The organism is Flagellimonas algicida (assembly GCF_049629585.1).
Classification (GTDB): Bacteria; Bacteroidota; Bacteroidia; order Flavobacteriales; family Flavobacteriaceae; genus Flagellimonas.
Genome location: NZ_JBMYIX010000002.1, coordinates 497659 through 515600, shown reverse-complemented (window position 1 = coordinate 515600; position 17942 = coordinate 497659). Strand labels below are relative to the sequence as shown.

The 17942-nt window shown below is 45.7% G+C and carries 16 protein-coding genes and 1 tRNA gene; 12 read left to right on the top strand and 5 right to left on the bottom strand.

Going from position 1 to position 17942, the window contains the following annotated elements:
* Positions 1–54 precede the first annotated feature (54 nt).
* The 10 genes from ACPD8L_RS11130 to ACPD8L_RS11085 all read left to right on the top strand — a co-directional run bounded on the left by ACPD8L_RS11130 (position 55) and on the right by ACPD8L_RS11085 (position 11322).
* Positions 55–906 (top strand): SDR family oxidoreductase, encoded by an 852-nt coding sequence (locus ACPD8L_RS11130; RefSeq protein WP_293303809.1) that lies wholly within the window; start codon positions 55–57, stop codon positions 904–906.
* Between the two features lie 9 nt (positions 907–915).
* Positions 916–2094: a mannonate dehydratase gene (uxuA, locus tag ACPD8L_RS11125; protein WP_421811011.1), complete on the top strand. Its 1179-nt coding sequence runs from the start codon at positions 916–918 to the stop codon at positions 2092–2094.
* The gene (uxaC, locus tag ACPD8L_RS11120) at positions 2091–3497 is read left to right on the top strand and encodes a glucuronate isomerase (protein ID WP_421810383.1); all 1407 of its coding nucleotides are present in this window, start codon (positions 2091–2093) and stop codon (positions 3495–3497) included. Before uxuA ends, uxaC begins: the two co-directional genes overlap by 4 nt.
* Before the next feature lie 16 nt (positions 3498–3513).
* A complete protein-coding gene (locus ACPD8L_RS11115) occupies positions 3514–4494 on the top strand; it encodes a TRAP transporter substrate-binding protein (protein ID WP_293303805.1) in 981 nt (326 codons plus the stop codon).
* A 2-nt stretch (positions 4495–4496) separates the two neighbouring features.
* Complete coding sequence (locus ACPD8L_RS11110) at positions 4497–4961, top strand: TRAP transporter small permease (protein WP_293303803.1); 465 nt, start codon at positions 4497–4499, stop codon at positions 4959–4961.
* Positions 4961–6265, top strand: a complete 1305-nt coding sequence (locus ACPD8L_RS11105) for a TRAP transporter large permease (RefSeq protein ID WP_423943399.1) — start codon at positions 4961–4963, stop codon at positions 6263–6265. The genes ACPD8L_RS11110 and ACPD8L_RS11105 overlap by 1 nt, the downstream gene beginning before the upstream one ends.
* Positions 6266–6276: 11 nt before the next feature.
* Positions 6277–7677 carry a 3-keto-disaccharide hydrolase gene (locus ACPD8L_RS11100; RefSeq protein ID WP_423943397.1) on the top strand — a complete coding sequence of 467 codons (1401 nt, stop codon included), beginning with the start codon at positions 6277–6279 and terminating at the stop codon, positions 7675–7677.
* 10 nt (positions 7678–7687) lie between these two features.
* On the top strand, positions 7688–9019 hold the full coding sequence (locus ACPD8L_RS11095; protein ID WP_293303799.1) for a Gfo/Idh/MocA family protein: 1332 nt from the start codon (positions 7688–7690) through the stop codon (positions 9017–9019).
* Between the two features lie 3 nt (positions 9020–9022).
* Positions 9023–10204, top strand: a complete 1182-nt coding sequence (locus ACPD8L_RS11090; RefSeq protein WP_116216608.1) for a Gfo/Idh/MocA family protein — start codon at positions 9023–9025, stop codon at positions 10202–10204.
* Between the two features lie 152 nt (positions 10205–10356).
* Entirely contained in the window at positions 10357–11322 is a 966-nt protein-coding gene (locus tag ACPD8L_RS11085) for a PIG-L deacetylase family protein (RefSeq protein ID WP_116216609.1), read from the top strand.
* A 52-nt stretch (positions 11323–11374) separates the two neighbouring features.
* On the opposite strand, the gene ACPD8L_RS11080 is transcribed toward ACPD8L_RS11085, so the two are convergent.
* The 3 genes from ACPD8L_RS11080 to mce form a co-directional block, all read right to left on the bottom strand.
* Positions 11375–12031 carry a hypothetical protein gene (locus tag ACPD8L_RS11080; RefSeq protein ID WP_423943394.1) on the bottom strand — a complete coding sequence of 219 codons (657 nt, stop codon included), beginning with the start codon at positions 12029–12031 and terminating at the stop codon, positions 11375–11377.
* A 130-nt stretch (positions 12032–12161) separates the two neighbouring features.
* A tRNA-Ile gene (locus tag ACPD8L_RS11075) sits at positions 12162–12235 on the bottom strand.
* Between the two features lie 60 nt (positions 12236–12295).
* On the bottom strand, positions 12296–12703 hold the full coding sequence (gene mce, locus ACPD8L_RS11070; RefSeq protein ID WP_116216631.1) for a methylmalonyl-CoA epimerase: 408 nt from the start codon (positions 12701–12703) through the stop codon (positions 12296–12298).
* Between the two features lie 102 nt (positions 12704–12805).
* Between mce and rbfA the strand changes: the two genes are divergently transcribed.
* On the top strand, positions 12806–13201 hold the full coding sequence (gene rbfA / locus ACPD8L_RS11065) for a 30S ribosome-binding factor RbfA (RefSeq protein ID WP_116216632.1): 396 nt from the start codon (positions 12806–12808) through the stop codon (positions 13199–13201).
* A 2-nt stretch (positions 13202–13203) separates the two neighbouring features.
* Positions 13204–14412 carry an ABC transporter permease gene (locus tag ACPD8L_RS11060; RefSeq protein WP_423943392.1) on the top strand — a complete coding sequence of 403 codons (1209 nt, stop codon included), beginning with the start codon at positions 13204–13206 and terminating at the stop codon, positions 14410–14412.
* On the opposite strand, the gene dusB is transcribed toward ACPD8L_RS11060, so the two are convergent.
* A complete protein-coding gene (dusB, locus tag ACPD8L_RS11055; protein ID WP_421810386.1) occupies positions 14409–15401 on the bottom strand; it encodes a tRNA dihydrouridine synthase DusB in 993 nt (330 codons plus the stop codon). The genes ACPD8L_RS11060 and dusB overlap by 4 nt on opposite strands.
* Positions 15402–15452: 51 nt before the next feature.
* Positions 15453–17873 carry an outer membrane beta-barrel protein gene (locus ACPD8L_RS11050; protein WP_423943390.1) on the bottom strand — a complete coding sequence of 807 codons (2421 nt, stop codon included), beginning with the start codon at positions 17871–17873 and terminating at the stop codon, positions 15453–15455.
* Between the last annotated feature and the right edge of the window lie 69 nt (positions 17874–17942).

Below are 17942 nucleotides of genomic sequence, written 5' to 3'. Positions count from 1 at the left end.
TGACACAGAAATTGTTTTGGTCACTATCAAACCCTAAAATTACAGAAAAGGCCTATGAATCAACCTAAATATAAAGAATTAGAAGGCAAAGTAGTTGTCATTACCGGAGGAGGGGGCGTCCTCGGCAGTGCTTTGGCTTTATCCATTGCAAACCAGGGGACCAAGGTGGCCATCCTTGACTTAAAGGAAGAAGCTGCGCAGGAAGTGGCAAAAAAAATAAACGCCAATGGTGGTACGGCAATCGGTGTTGGTGCCAATGTGCTGGAAAAGGAGTCCCTTATCAAAGCAAGGAACATTGTAAAAGAGCAATGGGGAGGTTGCGATATCCTCATCAATGGTGCGGGTGGCAACCACCCCAAGGGCACAACCACAAAAACCCATTTTTTCGAGGAGGATCTAAATCCACCTGAAGATTTGACCACCTTCTTTACCTTGGATCCCAAAGGCATCCAGTTTGTGTTTGACCTTAACTTTATTGGGACCCTTTTACCTACTCAAGTATTCGCAGAGGATATGGTTGGGAAAGAAGGCACAACGGTTTTGAACATCTCTTCCATGAATGCTTTTCGGCCCTTGACCAAGATACCGGCCTACAGCGCGGCCAAAGCTGCCGTGAGCAATTTCACCCAGTGGTTGGCCGTGCATTTGGCTCCTGTTGGGGTTCGGGTAAACGCCATAGCCCCCGGTTTCTTTTTAACCGATCAAAACAGAAGTTTACTGACCCAAAAAGATGGGTCGCTTACCCCTCGTGGAACTACCATCTTGGAACACACACCCATGAACCGGTTTGGGGAACCGGACGATTTGGTGGGAACCGTACTATGGTTGATGGGCAACGGATCAAAATTTGTAACAGGAATTGTAGTGCCCATCGATGGGGGCTTCAGTGCATATAGCGGCGTATAGAGTATGGGATTGGAACAAACATGGAGGTGGTACGGACCCAATGACCCCGTTTCCTTGGCAGATATAAAAATGGCAGGTGCCACAGGCATTGTCACGGCGTTGCATCATATTCCCAATGGGGAAGTATGGCCCGTTTCAGAAATAAAGAAACGTGTGAAGCAGCTCCAAGCGTATGGGTTTACATGGTCCGTGGTGGAAAGCATCCCCGTACACGAGGACATTAAAAAGCGTACTGGAGACTTTGAACGCTATATTGAAAACTATAAAGAGAGCATCCGAAATCTAGGGCAATGTGGAGTGGACACCGTCTGCTACAACTTTATGCCCGTACTTGATTGGACGCGTACCGATTTGGCCCATCAAATGCCAGATGGATCATTGGCCCTGCGGTTTGACAAAGCTGCTTTTGCCGCATTTGAACTATTTCTCCTTAAAAGACCGGGGGCCGAAGAAGACTATACCCAAGAGGAAATTAAACTGGCACAACAAGCCTACGAAAGAATGGACGGAGCCTCCAAAGAGAAACTGATCCGTAACATTATTGCCGGGCTGCCCGGAGCGGAAGAGGGTTATACTTTGGAGCAATTCCAAAATGTGTTGGACGCCTACAAGCACATCGGTCCTGATCAATTGCGGGAAAACCTGCACGCCTTTGTCAAAGCCATAGCCCCAACAGCTGAAGAAGCCGGGGTATTTCTGACCATTCATCCCGATGATCCTCCTTTCCCGATTTTGGGATTGCCCAGGGTCATGAGCACTTTACAAGATGCCAAAGACCTCATCAATGCCCACAACAGTCCAAATAATGGTATTTGTTTCTGTACGGGTTCGTTCGGGGTTCGCGAAGACAATGATTTGGTCAACATGGCCCATCAATTGGCTGACCGAATCAACTTTATCCACCTGAGAAGCACCAAACGGGACAATCAAGGCAATTTCTATGAAGCAGACCATTTGGATGGCGATGTGGATATGTACGGTGTGCTTAAGGAACTTTTGACGGAACAGGGCAAAAGAACACAGACCAACCGCCCCGACCGACGTATGCCCATGCGTCCTGATCATGGGCACCAGATGTTGGACGATTTGGGCAAAAAAACCAACCCGGGCTATTCGGCCATAGGTCGTTTGCGGGGATTGGCCGAATTACGGGGGTTGATGTTGGGCATTGAAAAATCGGGCATATGAGTTTTATCCAAGAAAACTTTCTGCTACAGACCCCATATGCCGAAGAGTTGTATCACGGCTATGCCAAAAACATGCCCATCATTGATTATCACAACCATCTGACTCCGGAGTTGTTGGCCAATGATGGACACTATAATAATATGGCCCGGGCGTGGTTGGACGGTGATCATTACAAATGGCGTGCCATGCGTGCCTTGGGAATCGAGGAAAAATACATCACTGGTAACGCATCCGATCAAGACAAGTTTTTAAAATGGGCCGAGGCCGTACCCTATTTGGTGCGAAACCCCCTCTACCATTGGACCCATTTGGAGTTGCAGCGCTTTTTTGGAATCACGGATTTACTGTCCAAGGACAACGCCCTTGAAATCTATCAAACCACTTCTGACAAGCTACAGGAAAAGACATCTTCAGCTTTGGGAATGCTACAACAAATGAATGTTGAGGTGGTCTGTACCACCGATGATCCCATAGATGATTTGCGATTTCACCAAAAATCCAGAAAAGCAGGCCATCACCCAAAAATGTTGCCAGCCTTTCGTCCGGATAAGGCCTACGCGATTGAGAACCTTACCACGTATAAAAGCTATTTGGAGCAACTGTCCGATGCTTCCGGTATTACCATATCTTCTTATTCTGATGTGTTGGAGGCCCTAAAAAATCGGATTGCGCATTTCCATGAAAACGGGTGCCGATTGGCAGACCACGGTTTGGAACAGTTATATTTTTTCGAGGAAGGAGCCTATGATATTGAGGCCATTTTCAAAAAAATGGGTTCAGGGCAACGCTTGGAGATAGGAGAGATTCATTATTATAAATTTCAAATCTTGGTTTTTCTGTGTAGGGAATACCACTCTTTGGGCTGGGCACAACAGTTTCATTTGGGCCCTTTACGCAATGTCAACCAAAGCATGCTGGACAAATTGGGTCCGGACACGGGCTTTGATTCCATTGGCGATAAAGAACAAGCGTATCCCCTCGGTAAGTTTCTGAACCTTTTGGAGAGCACGGACCAATTGGCAAAGACTATTTTATATAACTTAAATCCATCACAGAATGAGGTTTTTGCCACCATGGCCGGAAACTTCAACAGCGGTGGAATCAAGGGAAAGATACAGTATGGTTCTGGTTGGTGGTATTTGGACCAATTGGACGGGATGGAAAAACAAATCAACACCCTATCAAATTTAGGCGTGCTCAGCACCTTTATAGGTATGCTCACCGATTCGCGAAGCTTGCTGTCCTTCCCAAGGCATGAGTATTTCAGACGGTTGCTCTGCAATATTTTGGGGAATGACATCCAAAAAGGATTATTGCCTGCAGACCTGCCGCATTTGGGCAATATTGTACAGAATATCTGCTACAACAATGCCAAGGAATACTTCAATTTTGATAACGCATGAAAGAGTTGAAAAAATAATGAGATCATATACTTCCATAGTGCTTTGGGTAGGCCTTATGCTATTTCTGATGGGGTGTCAGGGAGAAAATGGGGTCAAGACCATAAAGCTGGCGCACGGATTGGATGTCAACCATTCCGTTCACAAAGCTCTGGTAAAGATGGGAGAGGACCTTGAAGAGATTTCCAATGGTAAGATGGCGGTTGAAATCTATCCCAACCAGCAATTGGGCACCGAACGTCAAATTGTTGAACTGTTGCAGATTGGAAGTCTGGACATGACCAAGGTATCTGCCGCCACGCTAGAAAATTTTGCGCCAAAGACCCGGGTTTTGGGACTTCCCTACCTCTTTCGGGATCGGGAGCATTCCTTTAGGGTTTTTGATGGACCTATTGGTGAAGAATTGTTGAACGATGGCAAAAAATACTGGCTAAAAGGCCTTGGGTTTTACGATGCAGGCAGCCGTAGTTTCTACACCAAGAAAAAAGCAATTGAAAGTCCCGGGGACCTAAAAGGGCAAAAAATCAGGGTAATGCCCAGTGTCACCGCCATGGAGATGGTCCGTGGATTTGGGGGCTCGCCCACTCCTATTTCTTGGGGAGAACTGTACACCTCCTTGCAGCAGGGCGTTGTGGACGGAGCGGAAAACAATCCACCTAGTTTTTACCTTTCCAAACACTACGAAATATGCAAATACTACTCCTTGAATGAACACACTTTCTCCCCAGATATCATTTTGGTGGCCACCCACTTCTGGGACAAGCTTTCGGAAGAGGAACAGGGTTGGCTCCAAGAAGCGGTAGATGCATCCGTAGTATATCAAAGAGAGCTATGGGCCAAGGCAGAAGCAGAAGCTTTGGAAGCTGTTCAAAAGGCAGGGGTAAAAATCTTCAGACCGGATAAGTCCCTTTTTTCAAAAGAGACGGAAAGGGTCTATAAAAAGTATGAAGAGGACGAGGCGCTGTTCAAATTGATACAACAAATAAAAGCCGTTGAATGATTATGGGCGCCAAAAAAACCATAGATAACGTATTGGGTGGTGCATTGGTCATCATCATGTCTGCCATGGTCCTCAATGTGCTTTGGCAAGTTTTTACCCGTTTTGTGATGGGAACCCCAAGCTCGTTTACGGATGAATTGGCCCGATACCTCATGATCTGGGCCGGAATATTGGGAGCGGCCTATGTGGCTGGGAAAGATATGCATGTCGCCATTGATGTACTGCCCCAAAAGTTCAACAAAACCACCCAAAAAAGACTATCGGCCGCAGTTAAAATTGCAGTAATCCTGTTTGCGTTATCGGTTATGGTCATTGGAGGCATCCGTTTGGTGTACATCACTTTTGTGTTGGAACAGTTATCGCCCGCCCTTCAAATACCATTGGCCTATGTGTATTTGGTCATCCCCATAAGCGGACTACTCATCGTCTACTATAAAATTACGGACATTTTAAATCAAAGCGAATAATGGAATATTTCCCCGTCTTGGTGTTGCTGATTAGCTTTATTGGTCTTTTGGCCATAGGCGTTCCTGTGGCTTGGAGTATTTCCATTTCCGCTTTATTGACCATGTTGGTCAGTATTCCCTTTTTACCGGCAACCACCACCTTGGCCCAACGCATGGGCGTGGGCTTGGATAGTTTTGCCCTTTTGGCCATTCCTTTCTTTATCCTTGCCGGAAACTTGATGAACAAAGGGGGCATGGCCCATCGTTTGATCGCTTTTGCCAAGACCTTGGTGGGTGCGCTTCCTGGCGGACTTGCCTTGATCAATATAACGGCCGCCATGCTTATGGGAGCCATAGCAGGTTCGGCCATGGCATCAGCCTCTGCCATGGGCAGTATTTTGGGTCCCGAGATGGAAAAAGAGGGCTACTCCAAGGAATTTGGTGCCGCAGTGAACATCACTTCGGCCACTACGGGCCTGATCATCCCCCCCAGTAATATCCTGATTGTGTATTCCCTAGCCAGTGGGGGCGTTTCCATTGCTGCCCTGTTTTTGGCAGGCTACATACCCGGAATTCTTGCAGGAGTGTTTTTGATGATCGTGGCCATGATATGGGCCAAAAAGAAAGGATATACCGGACACGCCAAAAAAGGCGATTCTGGTATTCTGGCAATCGTAAAGACCTTTGTGGACGCTTTCCCAAGTCTCTTGTTATTGGTCATCGTTATCGGGGGTATCGTGGCAGGCATATTCACCGCTACGGAAGCGTCGGCCATTGCGGTGCTCTACTCTTTGATTCTAGGGTTTGTTTACAAGGAAATCTCCTTTAAAAACCTACCCAATATTTTATTGGATTCTTCCGTGACCACGGCTATGGTGTTGTTGTTGATAGCGGCTTCCATTGGCATGTCATGGGCCATTTCCTATGAAAATATCCCACAGGCCACCAGCGATGTGCTATTGGGAATCAGTGATAATGTGGTGGTGGTCCTGCTGATCATCAATGCCATTTTATTGTTTGTGGGCATCTTTATGGACATTACCCCGTCGGTCCTCATTTTTACCCCTATCTTTTTACCAGTTGTCACCAAATTGGGTATTGACCCTATTCATTTTGGTATCATCATGATATTCAATCTATGTATTGGTCTGTGCACTCCGCCCGTAGGTTCCGTCCTCTTTGTGGGCGTAGGTGTGGCCAAAACCTCGATACAAAAAGTCATAAAGCCCCTTTTACCCTTGTTTTTGGCCATGATCGCCGCATTGTTGTTGATTACCTATGTCTCTCAACTGACCTTGTGGTTACCTAGCCTATTCGATGTATAAAAAAGAAGAAAATGAATCATTTAAACTCTAGAAAAGTGAAGAATACCCAAAAAATCCTGAGTAGGATAACCGTACTGCTGACCTTGGCTTTAATAGCCAGTTGCGACCAAAAACCCAAGGATGATACCCCTTGGGTACCCCTGTTTGATGGAGAAAACCTCGAAGGGTGGACCATAAAGGGAGGAACTGCCGAGTATTCGGTGGAAAATGGTGCCGTTGTGGGCACGACCAAACACAACACACCAAACACCTTCCTCACCACGGATGCCTTATATGGTGACTTTATCTTGGAGTTGGACTATTTGGTGGATTCTACCATGAACTCTGGCATCCAGATACGCAGTAACAGCATTCCAGAGTATCAGAACGGACGGGTCCATGGCTATCAAATTGAGATTGATCCTTCGGACCGAGCTTGGAGCGCAGGAATCTATGATGAAGGCCGAAGAGGATGGTTAAACCCCCTTACGGAAAACGAGGCTGCACAGAAAGCTTTCAAACAGAATGAATGGAACCACTATCGTATTGAAGCCATAGGTGATACCATAAAAACATGGATCAATGGGGTTCCTGCAGCCCATCTTGTTGATGATGCCACCGCTACAGGCTTTATTGCCCTTCAGGTGCACAGTATTGGGGAAAACCAAAAAGCAGGCACGGAGATTCAATGGAAAAACATCCGAATTGTAACCGAAAACCCTGAAAAATACGCAACGGAATCGCCCATACCGCCCATCACTACCAAAAATCAACTTATTGCCGAGGACAAGAAGAGCAATTGGGAAATGCTTTGGGACGGAGAAACCACAAATGGTTGGCGTGGGGCAAAATTGGACCATTTTCCCGAGAAGGGATGGATCATTGAAAATGGGGAGTTGACCGTGCTTTCCACAGGAGGTGGTGAATCCGAAGCCGGTGGGGACATCGTCACGGACAAACAGTACGACAATTTTGAGCTAAAACTGGAATTCAAGATAACCGAAGGGGCCAATAGCGGTATCAAGTATTATGTGAACACGGATTTGAACAAGGGTGAAGGCTCCTCCATTGGATTGGAATTCCAAATTTTGGACGATGCCCGCCATCCCGATGCCAAACTTGGAAACCACGAAGGCAGCAGAACCTTGGCCTCACTATATGATCTGATCCAAGCCGACCCCAACAAATATGTAAAACCCATTGGGGAGTGGAACACGGCGCATATCAAATCCAATAACAACCATGTGGAGCATTGGCTCAACGGAATGAAGGTTTTGGAGTATGAGCGCAAAAGCGATGCCTATAGAAAATTGGTCTCGGAAAGCAAATATGTTACTTGGCCTCAATTTGGGGAAGCGGACAAAGGAAATATTTTATTGCAGGACCATGGAGATCGGGTCTCGTTCAGAAACATAAAAATCAAACAACTCTAAACATAACAGTATGGGAACGAGAAGAAATTTTATCAAAAAAACAACAGCAGGTACAACAGGTTTGGCCTTTGCAGGAGTTTTGATGCCCAACATGGGGTTTTCCAGTATTCTAGGCGCGAATGACCGCTTGGGAGTTGCCGTCATCGGGGTACGTAGTCGGGCCAAGGCCCATGTCATTGCCATCCACCAAGATGCCAATGCGAGGATTCTGTACAATTGCGATGTGGACGACACTATTATCGAGGAGCACAATGCGTGGTGCCAGAAGAATATTGGCTATATCCCCAAAGTGGAAAAGGATTTCAGAAAAATATTGGAGGATAAGGATGTGGATGCCGTGTTCATTGCCACGCCGGAACACTGGCATGCCCCTATGGCCATTATGGCCCTACAGGCCGGAAAGCACGTATATGTGGAAAAACCCTGTAGCCACAATCCTTACGAAAACGACCTTTTGGTAGCCGCCCAGAACAAGTACGGGAAGAAAGTACAGATGGGTAACCAGCAGCGCTCTGCCAAAACCTCGGCATCAGCAATTACCGATATCCGCAATGGGGTCATTGGAGAGGTCTACAAGGGAGAAGCCTATTATTCCAACAATAGGGGTTCCATTGGAAAAGGAAACAAAATAAGCGTTCCCAATACATTGGATTGGGGACTTTGGCAGGGGCCAGCCCCAAAAGAAGACTATCGGGACAATGTACATCCATACAATTGGCATTGGTTCAGGACTTGGGGAACGGGTGAAATCCACAACAATGGCACCCATGAAATTGATATTTGCCGATGGGCTTTGGGAGTGGATCTACCTTCGACCGTAACCTCTTTTGGTGGAAAATATACCTATGATGACGATTGGGAGTTTGTCGATAATCAACAAGTGACCTATACCTTTCCTGGGGATAAGTTTATCACTTGGACAGGACACAGTCGAGGCATTATGAAACCGGAACGTCCGGGGAGGGGCGCCACCATTTATGGAAGCAAAGGAACCATCCAACTCGACAGAAATTTCTATAAGTTGTTCGATTTGGCGGGAAATCCCATAAAACTTGAGTACGAGCGTTCACAAAGTGCCACCACCAATACCCAGGGGATTGGGGGCTTGGATGTGGATCATGTGGCCAATTTTTTCAATGCCATCAGAAAAGATGAGTCCTTGAACTCTGATATCAATGATGCCAGCGTTTCCACGATGCTTTGCCATTTAGGCAATATGGCGCAAGATGCGGGACATACTTTGGAAGTCGACACCAAAACCGGAAAAGTGCTCAATGACAATGCCATTATGCAGAAAAGCTGGAAGCGGGAATACGCAAAAGGATGGGAACCTAAATTGTAATCTATGAAACGAAGAGATTTTGTTACGAAAACTGGAGTGGCCGTAGCTGGAATTTCAGCGGTTGGTGCCACGCCACTATATCCCCTAAAAAAAGATGTGGTGCGCATCGGTGTTATTGGAACGGGCTCTAGGGGCGGAGGTCTTATTCCCCATATCAACAGTATTCAAGGTCTTGAAGTGGCGGCATGTTGCGATGTGTTGCCCTTTAGACTGGAAAAGGGATTGGCCAAAGTTGAAGGCAAAGCAAAGCCATATTCCGATTACAGGGCCCTTTTGGACAATCCCGCTATTGATGCCGTCTTAATCGCCACTCCTTTGAGTGAACATGCCCATATTGCCATTGATGCACTTGATGCCGGAAAACACGTGTATTGCGAAAAAACCATGGTAAAAGGATATACCGCCATACAAAACGTGGTCAAAAAAGCATCGGAATCAAAAACAGTTTTCCAGACCGGTCACCAATACCACAGTTCCCGGTTGTATACCCATGTGGTGGATTTGATAAAAAACGGGAAAATAGGAAAAATCGCCGCCATTGAGTGCCAATGGAACCGAAATGGTAATTGGCGAAGACCCGTGCCAAGCCCTGAGTACGAAAGAGCCATAAATTGGCGCATGTACCAAGAGTTTTCCGGAGGGTTATTGGCCGAATTGTCTTCCCATCAGCTCGATTTTGCCAACTGGTTGCTCGAGGCCGAACCCATTAAGGTTATGGGAGATGGAGGCATAGACTATTGGAAGGACGGTCGGGACATCTATGACAACGTCCATATGATCTATACCTACCCCAATGGAGTCCGGGCCACGTATACGTGTCTCACCAGCAACTCCAAGGACGATTATCTCATCAAAGTAATGGGAGACAAGGGCACCATCACCATTGATTACACCAAAGCTTGGTTTTATCCCGAAAAAAAGGAGGAATACAGAGAAGTTGGTGAGGTTGATGGGGTTTCCGGGGCCACTATCAAATGGGATCAAAGCAAGGGCATTCCCATTGAAGTGGAACATTTGGATCCCAGCAAACAGGCGTTGCTCGACTTTAGAACAAGCATTGTGGACAATACGATGCCAAAATCCAATGTAATTAGTGGGGCCAAGGCAGCCATATGCGTCCAAATGGGATTGGATGCTTTACATAAAAAGGAAATCATTCCTTGGAATTCAAGCGTCCTGCCATAGGTTTAAAAGCCCACGACTTAGAAAAGGTTTGTAATAATTTCTTGGTTTCCAACAATCCACAAAAATGCCCAATAGCGTTACAAATTGCATGAGGCGTGTATTGACCTGAGCTGGTTATTTCCTTATTTTTAGGTAATAACCAAACCAAAATTATGAAACGAAGATCTTTTCTTAACAGTAGTATGGCCTTGCCCTTTCTTCATGTGGGCCTAGGCGGTAGGACTTTTGTGGACGACGAGACCATGGTCGTTGAAAAGTCCCAAAAAGGACGCCCCCATGAGGGCAAAGTATTGGCCGCAATCCAACCCCATTCCGATGATGTCCCCATCTTTGCCGGAGGCACCGTCGCAAAACTCATCAATGAAGGTTATACGGGCTATCTTATCCGAACCACAAATGATGACCATGCGGGAAGAGGGGATACTTTTGGCGAGCTTATCGGCAACAATGAGCGCGATAATGAAGCCGTTGCCAAGGCTTTGGGCCTGAAAAAGACGTATGATCTTCATTATCGAAATCACAGAATGGACAACATTAGCCCCGTTGAGCTTAGGGCACGATTAGTCTTTTTGATCAGAATGCTGAAAATTGATACCATCATCACCTATGACCCTTGGGGCCATTATGAAGAAAACCCGGACCATTATGTTACAGCCAGGGCTGTTGAGGCCGCCAGATGGATGGCTGGAGGAGGAAGGGATTACCCTGAGCACTTGGACGCGGGAATCCAACCGCATTTGGTCAAGGAACTCTACTATTTTGCCCGCGGTCCCCAACTTGTAAATCGGATTGTGGATATTTCCGACCATATAGACACCAAGGTGGCCGCCAATAGGGTGAACATTACACAAGGCCCTGCGGGGGAACATGGTTCAAGACTAAGGGAGCGCCTTCTCAAAGAGGGAAAGAAGCTGGATATTCTAGGAAATGATGCGGAAACGGCCAATCGAAATTATATTAAGCATTTTGTGCTGGATATTGACTCCAAACGATTGAGGGGAACTCCTTCAGACAAAGAATTGGGCAGTCAGTTTAATTGCGAATATGCCGAAGCTTTCCATTATCGCGGTCCCGAACATTCAAAATTGGACGACTATATTGAAAAGCATGCCTATTGAGCAAAATAGCCTTTAAAGCCATAATCTTTAACAAGTTAAAGATTATGGTTGACTATTGCATCCCAAAAATACGGATTAAGTCAGCTTCCTTTTTGAAGGAAAGCTTTTCCTTTTTTGCGGCTTTTAAAATCTCTGGAGCTAAAATGCTCTCCATTGATTTTTTCTTTGAAGGCAATTTTTGAATCCCATCCGGATCGCCATAATAGAGTTTCTCCGTAATAACAATCTTATCCTTGTTCTCAAGATTAAGTAAGGTAGCGTCCGAAGCTGCTTGTACTATCTTGGCATCATAATGTTTATACAGTCCATTGGGTCCTGCAACCAATTGTTCCACGAATATGGGATGGGTGGAGTTTTTCAACTTGGCAGGAACAAAAGTCTTGCCCCCCAACATTACCGATACCCCTTTGGCTGGAATTAGCGCTATGATGCTTTTTTCCTTGAGGAGCTCTATTTCCTTGGTATAGGCATTGAAACGCGCCAGGAGTCGTACTTTTTTATTGATATTCAAGTCAATGACTGTGGCCTGTTCCCATTCTTCATTCAAGAATTCCGACCCTTCGATCTCACCTGTGGAATTTGTACTTGCCCTAATAAAAGGATTGCTTATGGTACCCGTCTGAAGTTCTGCACCTTCTTCAAAGGTATTGCCAACCTGACTGTAACCACAACTTATGGTCAATATAAATAAGAGTATCGTATATTTCATAGAGACGTTAAAGTTCCAAAAATACCAAATTTGATTTGGTAAATACCATGGTTGAAGATCACATAAGCGATTCTAAGCAACACCTTTAAAATAAAAACCCTTCCAAATCAATGACTTGAAAGGGTTTATGTGGTCCCACCTGGGCTCGAACCAGGGACCACCTGATTATGAGTCAGGTGCTCTAACCAACTGAGCTATAGGACCGGCATTTTTGCGGATGCAATATTAGTGTTTATTTTGCTTCACTGCAAGGTTTTAACGCCCCTACCCTTCTTTTATTTCTTGGCACAGCTCTATCAATACCCCATTGGTGCCCTTTGGATGCAAAAACGCAACCAGTTTGTTATCAGCACCTTTTTTTGGGGTTTCGTTTAAAATTATAAATCCTTCGCCCTTTAATCGTTTTATTTCGGCAAGAATGTCATCCACGGCAAAGGCAATATGGTGTACCCCTTCCCCTCTTTTTTCCAAAAACTTGGCAATGGGGCTGTCCGGCCTTGTCGCTTCCAATAATTCAACCTTGTTTGGCCCTGATTTAAAAAAAGAGGTCTTCACGCCTTCAGAGGCCACTTCCTCAATCTTGTAGTGTGAAACACCCAAAAGTTTCTCGAACAAGGCATTGGAAGCTTCCAAGTCTTTTACGGCAATGCCAATATGCTCGATTTTGTCCATAGGTTCCTCTTTTTAATTAAAAACACAGTCCTATCCCCAAAAATACACACTGTTATCCTATCCTTTCGTACAGTTGGTCATTAATTCGCTTATTTTTGCACCATGGAGGAAACACAAAGGCAAAAGAAAATAGCGGGAATCATCCAAAAAGACTTGGCCGATATCCTACAGAGAGCAGCCACTGATGGTGGCTTAAAGGGAACCTTGATCTCTGTTTCCAAGGTGTCCGTGACCACTGATCTGTCCATCGCAAAAGTATATGTGAGTATTTTTCCCAATAAGGATGCTCAAGAACTCCTGAAAGGTATCAAAGCCAATCAAGTGGCCATACGCTATGAACTGGCCCAACGGACCAAAAACCAATTGAGGAGGGTCCCAGAACTTAATTTTTACCTTGATGATTCCTTGGAGTACATCGATAACATTGAAAAATCGCTCAAAGGCGAAGAAAATCCCATTGAAAATCGGGACTTGCTCGATAAACGAAAGAAATCCTGATTTTGAACTTTCCTGTCTATATCGCAAAGCGTTACTTACGATCTAAAAGCAGCCAAAATGCGGTAAACATCATCAATTTTATTACATTTTTGGTGATTGTTATTGGTTCTGCGGCCCTATTTGTGGTGCTTTCGGCCTTTGCGGGACTCAAAACCTTCAGTCTTTCCTTTTCCAATACATTTGATCCCGATCTTAAGGCAACTGCTTCAATCGGGAAACATTTTTCCCTTACCCCTGATCAAGAAAATGATTTGGCAAAGCTCCCAGGGGTTGTCAATTATTCCAAAGAATTGGAGGAAAAGGTCTATCTCACGTATAAGGAGAAGAGTTTCTTTCCTTTCATCAAGGGTATCGATGCCAGTTACAGGGCTGTTACCGGCGTGGACAGCACCCTCTATTTTGGCACTTGGGGCAATATGGAATATAGTGCCGTTATGGGGATTGGCATCTATAATCAGCTTGGGGTGCCCATTGACAATTACCGAAATCCCATGACTGTATTGGCCCCTAAACCGGGCAAGGGCTCTTTCTCGCAACAGGGGTTCAACTCCAAACCCTACAATCAACTTTCCTTGGTGGTCAGTGGGGTGTACGCCGTTGAGGAACATTTGGACAAAAAATACGTGTTTGCCCAACTTCCCCTAGTTCAAAAATTATTGGAAAAAGACAGTACGGAAATCTCCGGAATCAATTTTAAGCTGGATGGCAGTGTTCCTGTGGATGATGTAAAGAACTCCATTAAATCGGTTATGGGCGATACCGTGCTAATCCTAACCCGACAAGAACAGAACGGTACCTTGCACCGCATGCTCAACACCGAAAACCTCGCCACCTACCTCATTTTTACCTTGGTATTGATCATTGCCCTTTTCAATGTGGTTGGGGCCATCATCATGATGATTTTGGACAAGCAACAAAACTCCAAGACCCTCTTCAGTCTGGGAACCACCATCAAGGAGCTCCGTAAAATATACTTTGTACAAGGGTTGTTGGTAACTTCCTTGGGTGGATTTATTGGGGTGCTGATAGGTTCCTTGCTGATTGCCTCGCAATTGGCCTTCAGTTGGCTAAAAATCACCCCTTCCTTGGCCTATCCCGTGGAATACAACATCATGAATGTGATCTTGGTACTGGCCACGATCGTGGTTCTGGGGTTTGTCTCTTCAAAAATTGCAAGTAGCCGGATTACCAAGAAACTGATTACGGCCTAGGCAAACTGAAAGTCGCCAAACTTCTCCAAAACTTCATCAAAAGCGGCAAACACATCGGCAGATTCATCGCTGGTGACCATCTTCATCCGATATTCCTTGAAGTGGGGAATACCCTTAAAGTAATTCGTGTAGTGCCTCCGGGTTTCAAAGACTCCCAGTTTTTCTCCCTTCCAATCAATGGACATTTGAAGATGCCTTCGAGCAGCTTCCACGCGTTCTTCCATGGTAGGGGGTTGTAGATGGGTACCCGTCTTGAAATAGTGCTTCACTTCTTTGAAGAACCATGGGTAGCCAATGCTGGCACGACCGATCATGGCGCCGTCCAGTCCATATTCATCCCGCATTTTAACCGCAGCTTCGGGCGTGTCCACATCGCCATTTCCGAAAACGGGGATATGCATTCTGGGGTTGTTCTTGACCTCGGCAATGGGTTTCCAATCGGCCTCGCCTTTGTACATCTGTACCCGGGTACGCCCATGGATTGATATGGCCTGGGTACCCACATCCTGAAGTCGCTCCGCAACCTCAACGATTTTTATGGAATTGGCGTCCCAACCCAAGCGTGTCTTTACAGTAACCGGAAGTTTCGTGCGTTTCACGATTTCCTCGGTAAGCTTTACCATAAGGGGAATATCCCGCAGAATACCGGCCCCTGCATTTTTGCAGACCACTTTCTTTACGGGACAACCAAAATTAATGTCAATGATGTCCGGGTTGGATTTTTCAACAATGTCCACCGCTTGCAACATGGAATCCAGCTCCGCACCAAATATCTGGATGCCCACTGGGCGTTCCTTCTCATAAATGTCCAGTTTGATGACACTTTTGGCGGCATCCCTGATCAGACCTTCCGATGAAATGAACTCGGTGTACACCACATCGGCCCCTTGTTCCTTGCATAAAGCACGGAATGGAGGGTCGCTCACATCTTCCATGGGGGCAAGAAGCAACGGAAAATCAGGCAGTTCTATGTTTCCAATTTTTGGCAAATCCTATCTTTTTTGGACTGCAAAAGTACAAAATACCCGAAAATCAGGGCATTATTCCGTGGTTTGAAGCCTATCGCGCTCTTTTTTATCGATTCCACGCTGGTTGTCCTCCAACCTAAAGTTCCCAAAATTATAGGTAAAGCCCACTCGGATGAACTGGGTTTCGGGTCTTCTTCGGTAGAAATTGTCCTGATTTAGATACTGAGATCGGTAGGTAGGCACATACTGCTCCAAAATATCCTCTGCCGCTATGGAAATGGTGGCCCTGTTGTTGAAAAGTGACTTGCGAAGCCCCAACGTCAGGTTCATCTGCTCATCGGAAATATAGGACCCGAACAAAAATTGTGAGATATAGGTGAAAGTCACCTCACCCGTGAAGGTTCCATCCTTGGAAAGGGTAAGGTAGTTGGCCAAATAGCCATAAACGCCGTCTACTTCGTTGGTGTATTCAACATTGTTGCTCTCCACGGCCAAAAAAGTCTCCTCTTCATGAAAAAAAGAGGTGTAGGCATAGATGAACCACGGGGGCAAAATGGTCTTGCTCAGCGTAAAGTCCAATCCGTAGGAGGTACTTTCCAACACATTTTGCTTTAATTCCACCAATGTCTGGTTGTCGTTGTCCTGAAATACGAGGTCGGCAATATTGCTTCCGTTGTCCCGGTAATAGATGTCGAAGAAATATTCGCTGTTAAGCGTATAGTTGAGGTTAAAATTGTTGCTGAAGTTCGGGGTGAGCCTTGGGTTACCCTCTTCATAGTCATTTTCATTGAAGAAAAACCGGAAAGGATTCAAATCGTTGTATTTGGGCCGATTTACATTTCTACCGTAATCAAAGGAAAAGCTATGGTTCACCGAAGGGGAATACAATATATACAAAGATGGAAACGGCTCAAAAAAATCCTGGGTGTTGGTCTGGTTCAGGGTCAGGGACCTTCCCTCTGCTTCGGTAAGCTCTCCGCGTAAACCAAGTTTCATGGACCATTTCTCCCAGTTCTTCACAAAACTCAAATAGGCCGCATATACATTTTCATCATACAGATATCGGTCGGACAAGGTGGCATTTACCGTATTGCTACTGCCCAAAAAGTTGAAAAAATCTACTTGGCTTTCCGATGCAATGGAAGAGATTTTAGCCCCGGTCTCCAAGGATGCATTGCCAATGGGGGTGGAATAATCCACCTGCCCGGTAAAGATCTCTATATCTTGCCGCGAATCCGAATCAAACCCAAAACTGCGCAAAAACCCGCCACTGGCATCATAATAGTCCGACGCTAGATTTTGAAAGGATGTTCCGTTATAGTTTGTATAATGGCCGTTGGCGCTCAGCCGGGCCCCTTCTTTCTTCAACTTGTGCACATAGGTCAGATCAAAGGCCAAGTTGGTGTTGTCCAGCATAGCATTGTTGTACGTTGTGAATGTGGAATCCAGTTGGCCAGTTCCATTCCGCATATCATTGGTCAATCGGGTCTGTTGATCTTGGTTGGGATTGAACACCAAGTTAGAGGTCAGGTTCAAGCTGTTACGGTCATCCAGATCGTAATCCAAGATAAGGCTCGCATTGTGCGACTGTGTCTTTTTGGTCTGATTGTACTTGGTATCCCATTGCGAAAAAACGGTATTGGTACCGTCCATGAAATGGATGTCCTTGTCCGTTTTTCGTACTTCTTTCTGCGGATTGATGCTATAATTGGCAAACAAATGGAGTTTGTCCGTTTTATAGTAGTGACTGGTTCCCAAACTAAACTTTGGGAATACCGCTTGGGTATACGTACCGTTGAGGCTTCCCTTGTACCCGGGAACAATGTTTTTGTTGGTGACAATGTTCAAAATAGGACCTCCTTCCGCATCGTAACGTGCTGGTGGGTTGGCAATGACCTCAACTGATTTGATATTGATCCCGGAAAGGCCCTGTAGCAAATCCTGTACCTCTTGACCGGACAATTGTACCTTTCTGTCATTCAAATAAACCGTTGCATTTTGTCCACGGATCAAGAGCTCATCTTGATTAACGATCACCCCGGGTGTACTTTTCAGGATATCCCATGAGGTTCCTTGCGAAATGACGGTGTTTTCAACCGAAAAGACCAGTCTGTCTGGCAACCTTTGGAGTTTTGGGCGTTGTGCTGTAACCACCACTTCGTCAAGGGAATTGGTCTCGAGAGGTATGATCAACGCGCCAAGGGAAATGTCTTTGGTAATGTCCAAGGCCCTGGGCTCCGAACCTCTTCCCACATAGCTCGCCTGTAGCAGATATAAGTCCGGTTCAACCCCTTCAAGTACAAATGCCCCATTATCATCTGCCGAAGTTCCCTTTACAAAAGTGGTATCGGTTGCCTGCAACAGCAAGATGTTGGCAAAGGGTATGGTCTGGTTTTGTTCATCCACTACCTTTCCCGTAATCTGATAGGTCTGCCCAACGAGTCCATTGGATACCAAAAACACCAATAACAAAATAGAGGTGATGTGCTTCATTTACAGATGGGGTTGAACCTCAAATCTAAGAAATAATTTCAGAGCGATGTGCAGCACACATTTTCTTAT